Annotated in this window: 8 protein-coding genes; 7 read left to right on the plus strand and 1 reads right to left on the minus strand. The window is 67.4% G+C overall.

The annotated features are described in order from the left end of the window. Positions 1-16 precede the first annotated feature (16 nt). The 7 genes from glcF to QZM72_RS05395 all read left to right on the plus strand — a co-directional run bounded on the left by glcF (position 17) and on the right by QZM72_RS05395 (position 9,451). The gene (glcF, locus tag QZM72_RS05365; protein WP_301737419.1) at positions 17-1,237 is read left to right on the plus strand and encodes a glycolate oxidase subunit GlcF; all 1,221 of its coding nucleotides are present in this window, start codon (positions 17-19) and stop codon (positions 1,235-1,237) included. 22 nt (positions 1,238-1,259) lie between these two features. Beyond that, on the plus strand, positions 1,260-1,664 hold the full coding sequence (locus QZM72_RS05370) for a heme-binding protein (RefSeq protein WP_301737420.1): 405 nt from the start codon (positions 1,260-1,262) through the stop codon (positions 1,662-1,664). A 330-nt stretch (positions 1,665-1,994) separates the two neighbouring features. Then, complete coding sequence (locus QZM72_RS05375) at positions 1,995-4,169, plus strand: malate synthase G (protein ID WP_089470888.1); 2,175 nt, start codon at positions 1,995-1,997, stop codon at positions 4,167-4,169. A 560-nt stretch (positions 4,170-4,729) separates the two neighbouring features. Continuing rightward, positions 4,730-6,295, plus strand: a complete 1,566-nt coding sequence (locus QZM72_RS05380; RefSeq protein ID WP_089470889.1) for a sensor domain-containing diguanylate cyclase — start codon at positions 4,730-4,732, stop codon at positions 6,293-6,295. A 148-nt stretch (positions 6,296-6,443) separates the two neighbouring features. Beyond that, on the plus strand, positions 6,444-7,829 hold the full coding sequence (locus QZM72_RS05385; RefSeq protein ID WP_301737421.1) for a cache domain-containing protein: 1,386 nt from the start codon (positions 6,444-6,446) through the stop codon (positions 7,827-7,829). Between the two features lie 31 nt (positions 7,830-7,860). Further along, on the plus strand, positions 7,861-8,505 hold the full coding sequence (locus tag QZM72_RS05390; RefSeq protein WP_089470891.1) for a response regulator transcription factor: 645 nt from the start codon (positions 7,861-7,863) through the stop codon (positions 8,503-8,505). A 208-nt stretch (positions 8,506-8,713) separates the two neighbouring features. Next, positions 8,714-9,451, plus strand: coding sequence for a PAAR domain-containing protein (locus tag QZM72_RS05395; RefSeq protein WP_256979782.1), 738 nt, complete (start codon positions 8,714-8,716; stop codon positions 9,449-9,451). A 463-nt stretch (positions 9,452-9,914) separates the two neighbouring features. Here the strand turns inward: QZM72_RS05395 and QZM72_RS05400 are convergent, their stop codons facing one another. Next, positions 9,915-10,511 (minus strand): phospholipid-binding protein MlaC, encoded by a 597-nt coding sequence (locus QZM72_RS05400; RefSeq protein WP_027781786.1) that lies wholly within the window; start codon positions 10,509-10,511, stop codon positions 9,915-9,917. Between the last annotated feature and the right edge of the window lie 105 nt (positions 10,512-10,616).

Here is a 10,616-nt window from a genome sequence, read left to right on the forward strand (position 1 = left end):
CGACTTCGACCCGCCGATGCAAACCAACCTCAGCGAAGCAAGCAAGGCTCTCGCCCGGGCCGACGAAGCGGAAGCGATCCTGCGCGCCTGCGTGCACTGCGGCTTCTGCAATGCGACCTGCCCGACCTATCAGGTGCTCGGCAACGAGCTCGACGGGCCGCGCGGCCGCATCTACCTGATCAAGCAGCTGCTCGAAGGCGAGCCGTGCGGCGAACGCACGCAACAGCACCTCGACCGCTGCCTGACGTGCCGCAACTGCGAGACGACCTGCCCGTCCGGCGTGCGCTACCACACGCTGCTCGACATCGGCCGCGCGGAAGCCGAGAAGCGCGCGCGGCGGCCGGCGCGCGAGCGCCTGCTGCGTGCGGGGTTGCGTCACGTGGTGCCGCGCCCGGCGACGTTCGCCGCGCTGCTGAAGGCCGGCCGCGCGCTGCGCCCGCTGCTGCCCGGCGCGCTGCAGGACAAGATCCCGGCCGCCGTGCCCGCGGCCGCGCCGCGCCCGACCGTGCGTCATGCGCGGCGCGTGCTGATGCTCGAGGGCTGCGTGCAGCCGGCGCTGTCGCCGAACACCAATGCGGCCGCCGCGCGCGTGCTCGACCGGCTCGGCATCAGCGTGACGCCGGCGCGCGAAGCCGGCTGCTGCGGCGCGACCGAATATCACCTGAATGCGCAGGAAGCGGGCCTTCAGCGCGCCCGCCGCAACGTCGACGCATGGTGGCCGGCGATCGAGGCCGGCGCGGAAGCGATCGTGCTGACCGCGAGCGGCTGCGGCGCGTTCGTGAAGGAATACGGCGACCTGCTGCGCTCCGACCCCGTCTACGCGGAGAAGGCGCGGCGCGTCAGCGCACTCGCGCGCGATCTGGCCGAAGTGATCGCGGCCGAGCCGCTCGACGCGCTCGCCGATGCGACGCCACGGCGCGTCGCGGTGCACTGCCCGTGCACGCTGCAGCACGCGCAGCGCCTCGGCGGCGCGGTGGAAAGCATCCTCACGCGGCTCGGCTTCGATCTGACGAATGTCGCCGATGGCCATCTGTGCTGCGGCTCGGCCGGCACCTATTCGCTGACGCAGCCCGCGCTCGCGACGACATTACGCGACAACAAGCTCGATGCGCTCGAAGCCGCGCAGCCGGACCTGATTGTGACCGCCAACGTCGGCTGCCAGACTCACCTGAACGGCGCGGGCCGCACGCCCGTGCGCCACTGGATCGAGCTCGTCGACAACCGGCTGGTCGACTGACCGCCTATTCCGGAGGAACGCCATGCAAACGAAACCCGAACTCGAACTGGCCGATGCCGAGCGCATGCTCGCCGCGGCCCGCGCGGAAGCGGAACGCCACGGCTGGGCCGTGTCGATCGCCGTCGTCGACGATGGCGGCCATCTGCTCGCGTTCGCGCGGCTGAACGGCGCATCGCCGGCCAGCAGCGCCATCGCGCAGGACAAGGCGCGGGCGGCGGCGCTCGGCCGTCGCGAAACGAAGGCGTATGAGGATATGATCAACGGTGGCCGCACCGCGTTCCTGAGCGCGCCGCTGTCGGGCTTGCTCGAAGGCGGCGTGCCGGTGACGGTCGGCGGCCGGATTGCAGGCGCGATCGGTGTGTCTGGCGTAAAGTCCGAACAGGACGCGCAGATCGCCCGCGCCGGTACACAAAGCGTCGTGGCCTAGGGTCTGTTCACGCTAATAACGGGCTTGCGAACGTGCCTTTCCAGCCGCAGGGCAAGGAGAGAGGAGGCGCAATAGCCGTAGCTATTGCAACGACGAACGACGCCGCCATGCGGGTGGAAAGGCACGTTCCCCTGTTTGGAGAAATCGTTCGTGGGGCTGGCCCCCAGAAGGGCCGATCGCCGCGTCATGCTCCTCGCGAATACGTCGAGTATTCGCTTCGTCGCAATCCTTGCGCTCGGCCCTTCTGGGGGCCAGCGCAAGCCCGTTATTAGCGTGAACAGGCCCGACAGCCAACGCGCGCGCGTTTTTCATTCCCCGGGAGGAATCACGATGATCGACCAAGCAGGACTGCAAGTCGCGCCAGCGCTGAGCCAGTTCATTGAAAACGAAGCGCTGCCGGGCACCGGCATCGACAAGGCCGCGTTCTGGAGCGGTTTCTCGGCGCTGGTGCACGACCTCGCGCCGCGCAATCGCGCGTTGCTCGCCGAGCGCGACCGCCTGCAGCAGGAACTCGACGCGTGGCATCGTGCCCACCCCGGCCCGGTACGCGACCACGCCGCGTATCGCGCGTTCCTCGAACACATCGGCTACCTCGTGCCGGTCCCGTCGAACGTCGCGGCAGCCACCGCGAACGTCGACAGCGAGATCGCCACGCAGGCCGGCCCGCAGCTCGTCGTGCCGCTGTCGAACGCCCGCTATGCGCTGAACGCCGCGAACGCGCGCTGGGGCAGCCTGTACGACGCGCTGTACGGCACCGACGCGCTGCCGGAAGACGGCGGCGCCGAACGCACGGCAGCCTACAACCCGACGCGCGGCCAGCGCGTGATCGACTACGCGCGCAACGTGCTCGACAACGCGGCGCCGCTCGCGAGCGGCTCGCACCGCGACGCGCTGCGCTACCGCGTGCAGGACGGCCAGCTCGCGGTCGAAACCGCGCAGGGCACCGTCGCGCTCGCGCAGCCGGCGCAATTCGTCGGCTACCAGGGCGCGGCCGGTGCGCCGTCCGCGATTCTGCTGAAGCACAACGGCCTGCACCTCGAGATCCAGATCGACGCGTCGACGCCGATCGGCCGCGCCGATCTCGCGAACGTGAAGGACGTCGTGCTCGAAGCCGCGGTCAGCACGATCATCGACTGCGAGGATTCGGTCGCGGCGGTCGACGCCGACGACAAGGTCCAGCTCTACCGCAACTGGCTCGGCCTGATGCAGGGCACGCTCGTCGAGGAAGTGGCGAAGGGCGGCAAGACCTTCACGCGCCGCCTGAACGCCGATCGCGAATACACGACGCCGGCCGGCGGCACGCTGTCGCTGCACGGCCGCTCGCTGCTGTTCGTGCGCAACGTCGGCCACCTGATGACCAACGGCGCGGTGCTCGATCGCGACGGCAACGAGATTCCGGAAGGGATCCTCGACGGCGTCGTCACGACGCTGTGCGCGCTGCACGATCTGAAGGCCAAGCGCAATTCGCGCACGGGCTCGATCTACATCGTGAAGCCGAAGATGCACGGCCCGGCCGAAGTCGCGTTCGCCGATACGCTGTTCGCGCGCATCGAGGATCTTTACGGCCTGCCGCGCAACACGCTGAAGATGGGCATCATGGACGAGGAACGCCGCACCAGCGTGAACCTCGCCGCGTGCATCGCAGCCGCCGCCGCGCGCGTCGCGTTCATCAACACCGGCTTCCTCGACCGCACCGGCGACGAGATGCACACCGCGATGGAAGCGGGCCCGATGATCCGCAAGGGCGACATGAAATCGTCGGCGTGGATCCAGTCGTACGAGCGCAACAACGTGCTCGCGGGCCTGTCGGCCGGCCTGCGCGGCCGCGCGCAGATCGGCAAGGGCATGTGGGCGATGCCGGACCTGATGCATGCGATGCTCGAGCAGAAGATCGCGCATCCGCGCGCCGGCGCGAACACCGCGTGGGTGCCGTCGCCGACCGCCGCGACGCTGCACGCGCTGCACTACCACCTCGTCGACGTGCAGGCCGTCCAGCAGGAACTCGAAAAGACGCCGTACGCGCGCGAGCGCGACGCGCTGCTCGAAGGGCTGCTGACCGTGCCGGTCGTCGAGCACGCCGCGTGGAGCGAGGCCGAAATCCTGAGCGAGGTCGAGAACAACGCGCAGGGCATTCTCGGCTATGTCGTGCGCTGGGTCGAACAGGGCGTCGGCTGCTCGAAGGTGCCGGACATCCACGACGTCGGCCTGATGGAAGATCGCGCGACGCTGCGCATCTCGAGCCAGCACATCGCGAACTGGCTGCGCCACGGCGTGATCACCGAGGCGTTCGTGCTCGACGTGTTCAAGCGGATGGCCCGCGTCGTCGACCAGCAGAACGCCGGCGATCCGAACTATCGCCCGATGGCGCCCGGCTACGACCAGTCGACCGCGTTCAAGGCCGCGTGCGCGCTCGCGCTGCAAGGCACGTCGCAGCCGAGCGGCTATACCGAGCCGCTGCTGCATCGGTTCCGGCTCGCGTTCAAGGCGCAACAGCACGGCGCCTGACCCCGCGCATGCGGCTCGCCCGCATGCCGGGTGCGGGTTGTACGCCGACCGTGCGAAACGGGCAGCCCGCGCGGCTGCCCGTTTTCATATTCGCGTGCACCCGGCCGTTGAAACCGATAATCGGTACATATCGCGCGCTTTCGCGTGCGGAGCGCATCCGACGTTAATCCGCGCGGGTCCGCCGGCGTGCGCCGCGCGACTTTTCCGCGCTGCCGCAAAGGCTTGCGCGGTAACGCTCCGCCCGACATTTGCAAGCCCGGGATTACGCGGAAATTTGATCCCGATCAATGGGTTGCAACATTTTCCGCGCACGCAAACACGCGCGTTATACTCCGTTCAATTCGCGTCGCGATTCGTCAGAGGGTCGAATTGCAGCAGACGTTACCTGTGAATACCTGGTTTATCGGTTTCTCGGGCCGCGATTGTCGGTAATCGGCGCCCGGTTTCTCCGCCAAGCGGAAGGCAGGCACGGGAAGGGCGCGCACCGGGTCGCCACCGGTAGTCATACGAACAATCGCATCGGCCCGCCGCCCGGCGACGATGCCCCCGATCCACGGACTATGGCAGAAACCGACTACGCAATGCCCAGCGAATCCGGCGTGACGAGCCGTGTCGCCGCTCATCTGCGCCGGTCCCTCCTGCCGCACCTGATCTTCTATACGGGGCTGCTGATCGCGCTGATCCTGCTGCTGCTGTGCGGAATCGTGCTGTACGAAGGCCGCATCGACGCGCGCGACCGCTCGCGCAGCATGCAGCAGAACCTCGCGCTGATGGCGTCGTGGGACATCGAACGCAACATCGAGATCTATTCGCTGTCGCTGCAGGCCGTCGTCGAGGGCGTGAACGACCCCGCGGTGGCCCGGCTGCCGATGGCGCTGCGCCGCCAGGTGCTGTTCGACCGATCGACGACGGCCAAGTATCTCGGCGGCATCTACGTGCTCGACGCGAAAGGCGACATCGCGGTCGACGGCATGAGCGACGTGCCGCGCAAGGCCAACTTCCGCAACGAACCGTACTTCACCGTGCACCGCGACAGCCCCGACGTCGGCCTGTACGTAAGCCCCCCGTATCACTCGCGGCTGCGCGGCGGCTCGCCGAGCATCGCGCTCAGCCGGCGGATCACGCGGCCCGACGGATCGTTCGGCGGCGTCGCGGTGATGTCGATCCGGCTCGAATATTTCCAGAACCTGTTCTCGCGCCTGTCGCTCGGCGATCGCGGTTCGGTCGCGCTGATCAACACGGATGGCAGGATGGTCGCGCGCGAGCCGTACGACCCCAAGATCGTCGGCCGCGACATCAGCCGCGCGAGCACGTTCCGGCAATTCATGACCGCCAGCGAAGGCAGCTTCGCCGATACCGCATCGATCGACGGCGTGCGGCGCCTGTACGTGTTCCGGCACCTCGAGCACCTGCCGCTCATCGTCATGGTCGCGCGCTCGGAAGCGGACACCTACGCCGCGTGGTACGACCGCGCGATCCCGATCGGCTCCGCGATGGTCGCCCTCGCGATAGGCTTCGTCGGCCTGTCGCTGCTGCTCGACGAGCAACTGCGCAAACGCCATCGCGCGGAAACCGAGCTGCAGGCGCTCGCGCGCACCGACGGCCTGACGGGCCTCGACAACCGCAGGATGCTCGACGTCACGCTCGGGCGCGAATGGCGCCGCGCCGCGCGCTCGCAACATGCGCTGTCGCTGCTGTTCATCGACGTCGACGACTTCAAGCGCTACAACGACACGCAGGGCCACCAGGCCGGCGACGACGCACTCGCCGCGGTCGGCCATTGCATCGCCGGCTGCCTGCGTCGCCCGGCCGACTATGCGGCGCGCTACGGCGGCGAGGAATTCGTCGTGGTGCTGCCGGACATCGACACGGACGGCGCGGTGACGATCGCCGAAACCATCCGCACGGGCATCCTCGATCTCGGCATCCGGCACGACGCGGGCACGGTCGGCCGCCTGACGGTGAGCATCGGCGTGACGACCAGCTACCCCGAGCACGACGACAACATCCAGGCCGCGCTGAAACGGGCCGACGATGCGCTGTATCGGGCGAAGGAAGGCGGGCGCAACCGTATCGCCGTGCAGGCCGCCCCGTCGCCCGCCAATCTCGCATCGCGGCGGGCCTGAGCGCACGGGCAGCGGCCGGGCGACCGCCGGGCCGCTGCCCCCGCCCGCAAAATCGCCGACAATACCGGCTCGATACGCCACCGCGCGACCGATGCGCCCGGACGGCCGCGCCTGGCCGGCCGCGCCACGCCAGCCGCTTCGCACCCCCATGAGACTCAAGGCAAAGATCTTCCTTCTGGCCATCGTGCCGTTCCTGCTCGCGATCGCCGGCATCGGTTTCGGCGTGCGTCAGCAGGCGACGTCGCTCGCGCGCACGCAGCACGCGACGATCCAGGCCGCGTACCTGTCGAGCAAGGAAGTCGAGCTGAAACACTACGTCGAGCTCGCGACGAGCGCGATCATGCCGCTCTACGACGCGAGCGGCCGCAATGCGCGCGACGACGCGCTGCTGCGCACGCAGGCGCTCGCGATGCTGCAGAAGATGAATTTCGGCCCCGACGGCTATTTCTTCGTCTACGACCTGCACGGCAATTCGCTGATGCATCCGCGCGAGCCCGAGCGCGTCGGCCACAACTTCTGGTCGATGCGCGACCCGCAGGGCGCGCTGACGATCCAGAAGCTGATCGGCGCGGCTTCGCAGGGCGGCGGCTACGTGCGTTACGCGTGGCAGCGGCCATCGACGGGCCGCGTCGCGCCGAAGCTCGGCTACGTCGTCGCGCTCGAGCGCTGGGGCTGGATGGTCGGCACCGGCATCTATCTCGACGACGTCGACACCGCGCTGCAGCGCATCGACGCGCGCGCGTCCGCGAACATCGAGCGCACGATGAGCTGGCTCACCGCGATCGCGCTCACCGGCGCGGCGGCGATCGCCGTGTGCGCGCTGGTGCTGAACGTCAGCGAGTCGCGCAGCGCCGACGCGAAGCTCAAGCTGCTCGCGCAGCGCGTCGTCGAATCGCAGGAGCAGGAGCGTGCGCGGCTGTCGCGCGAACTGCACGACGGGATCAGCCAGATGATGGTGTCCGCGAAGCTGATACTCGAATCCGCGCTCGCGCGTTTCGAGCGCGGCGCGTCGCGCGTGCCCGAAGCCGAGCAGGCGCTCGCGTCGGGCGTCGGGCGGCTCGGCGACACGCTGCGCGAAGTCCGGCGCATTTCGCATGCGCTGCGTCCGTCGATGCTCGACGATCTCGGTCTCGCGGCCGCGCTCGAGCAACTCGTGCGCGAGCTGGGCGCGGAAAGCGGCATCGACATCGGCTATACGCAGGTCGCGCACGGCGGCACGCGGCCGCTGCCCGAAGCCGTCAACACCGCGCTGTTCCGGATCGCGCAGGAAGCGCTGAGCAACATCGTGCATCATGCGCGGGCGTCGCGCGCGGCCGTCACGCTCGACGTCGGCGCGCAATTCGTCACGCTGACCATCGCCGACAACGGCTGCGGCTTCGACGCCGAACGCTCGCAGGCCGACGCGCGCCGCGGCATCGGCCTGCGCAACATGCGCGAGCGCCTCGATGCGCTCGACGGCACGCTGACGATCACGTCGCAGGTCGGCCATACCGTCGTCGCCGCGCGCGTGCCGCTGCGGCGCGCCGCCGCCTGAGCATGCGCACCATAACCGGAGACCTTTGCCCATGAGCGCCCCCGATACCGCCCGGCCCGCCGCCCGACTGCTGCTCGTCGACGATCACCCGCTCGTGCGCGACGGCTTGCGGATGCGGCTCGAAGCGGCCGACCTGTCGGTGGTCGGCGAGGCCGGCAACGCGGACGAGGCGCTTGCGCTGGCCGCATCGCTCGAACCCGATCTCGCGCTGATGGACGTCGGCATGAACGGGATGAACGGCATCACGCTCGCGGCCGTGTTTCACGAGCGCTTTCCGGGCATTCGCGTGCTGATGCTGTCGATGCACGACAACATCGAGTACGTGACGCAGGCGGTGCGCGCCGGCGCGAGCGGCTACCTGCTGAAGGACTCGCCGGCGAGCGAGATCGTCCGCGCGATCGGCGCGGTGCTGGCCGGGCAGACGTTCTTCAGCGAAGGGCTGGCCGCGCGGATGATCCAGGCCAGCGCGATGGCATCGCCGCTGGACCGGCTGACGCCGCGCGAGCGCGACATCCTCGACGCGCTGGCCGAAGGGCTGTCGAGCAAGCAGATCGCGCAACGGACGGGGCTGTCGGTGCGCACGGTCGAGACGCACCGGCTCAACCTGAAACGCAAGCTGGAGATCGAAGGGCAGGCCGAACTGATCAAGTTCGCGGTCGAGCATCGGCGGCGGTAGCGGCGAACACGCGCGGATTACTCGCGCGCTGCGCACTTCACCCTCGAATTCATACTTGTCCAATCGACCTCGCCCTGGGAGCGATGGAATCCTTTCGCTTGCCGAAACGAGCACCGTGCTCGTGATTCGCATGACACGCGCGTGAACTCGTCATGCGGCACCCGGCATCGCCGGTAGATATCGGTGACCTGGACCGAGGAGCGAAATCATGATGCGCCGCATCGCCGTTGTCGGCGACAAGCTGGAAACCGGCGGACACATTCTTGCCTACGCAGGGCCACTATTCACGTTTGGCGACGCCGGCCATCAGGTTGCGCTGATCGGCGGCCTCGCGTTCTGCGAAGCGTGTGAAAGCACTGGCCAGATCGCCAAGACTGGCGGGCCGAAGCGCATCAAGTTTATGGGCGAAACGGCAGCGGACGGCGACATCGTTCAATGTCGATGCGCGACACCACCGCGCATCGTCGCGCTGCTCTCCGGCAATTCATGGTGCGACGACCAGGCGGAAGCAGAAGGCGCCGTTACTTCCGGCATGAATCGGGCAGGCAATGTCACGACCTTAGCCGCCAGACAACTTGAGTGGCGGTCATGTCGACCTCTGGAACGGAAGCAAACTCACCGGCTTCGGATCAGGCGTGCGGATTTCATGGAATATAGTCCTACCGGGCATCTGGTCGGATTTTCGAAATTCGAAAACTATCTTGTTTTTTCCCGTCAAATGAAACTCGTGACTGTGGTGGCAGGCGCACTTGTCGGTGGAGCGCTCGCGACAATGATCTGCTGGGGAACGCTCTACGTTTACGGAGCATTCGTCCTGCGTGGCAAGGGAAGTCTCTTCGACACGAACCCCGAGATCGCGAATCTATTTTTCGTCACATGGAGCGGATCGATTTTAGTTTTCGCAATGGCCGGCGCAATTGTCGTGACTCGCAGGAAACCCCGTTAACCATGCGACCGACGGCAACGCAAAATGAGACGCGTCGGATACTTGCTCCTGTACTGGATCGCCGGCCTGATCACTATATGGCTCGCATGCTGGATCGGAAGCCGGATCAACGGGCGAATTCATATCGGCTTGCGACTGCCTTCGGGCTGGCCCGGTTGCCATGAGATCGACCTGTGCTCACCGCCGTGGCTGCTTGTCGCTCTGCTAGTCGGGTTTCTGATTGGGCCACCGCCTGGGTTTGCCTTCGCGGGCTGGAGAGTAGGGAGACGACGGGCGACACCGCAAAAGGTACTGTGCTCCTTGGCCACATTGATTCCCCACGATGCTGTTTTTTTCGCTTCGTATGTAATTCGCTGAGTCAGTAGCGCGCAATCGCAGTCCCCTCTCTACCGCTCGGTCGCCCTACGAATAGAAAAAGCGCCCGAAGGCGCCTTCCATGCATCCGAACTACGCGCAGCGGCGCTCAGTTCGTCCGCGAATTGTGCTTCTGCAGATACGCGATCAGCCCGTCTATCCCGCCCGTCGCGAGCTGGCTCTTGAACTGGCCCTGGTACACCTGGATCAACCACGCGCCCGACATGTCGATGTCGTAGATCTTCCAGTCATTGCCGACCTTGCCGAGACGATAGCCGACCGACTGGCTGTCGCCGGGCGTCGTCACCGTCGACTGCACGAGCGCGTCGGCGCCCGACGCGCCGCCAGCCTTGAACGAGAACTTCGCGTCCTGGTTGCCGAGCTGCGCGAGCGACGCGGCGTAGGTGCGCGTCATCAGCAGCCGGAACTGCTTGTACAGCTCCTGCTGCTGTTGCGGCGTGGCCTGCTTCCACGCGTCGCCGACCGCGATGCGGGTCGTACGCTCGAAGTTGGTCGCGGGCAGGAAGCGCTGCTCGACGACCTGCGTGACCTTCGCCATGTCACCGCCGCGCGCGGCCGGATCGGCCTTCATCGCATTGACGGTGCCCTCGACCGCCGTGCGGACGATATCGACCGGCGCGCTCTGCGCGAAAGCGGAAACCGACACGGCGGCCGCCGCGACGAAAGCAAACAGATGACGTTTCATACGAATTTCGCACTCGATGGTAAAAAACGGCCGGCTCTTTGCATCGGCCGGTGGAGCAAAGTATACCGGGCCGAACGCCGCGGTGCCGGCCGGTGACCGACTGTT

The sequence above is a fragment of the Burkholderia sp. AU45388 genome (genome assembly GCF_030481585.1).
Classification (GTDB): Bacteria; Pseudomonadota; Gammaproteobacteria; order Burkholderiales; family Burkholderiaceae; genus Burkholderia; species Burkholderia sola.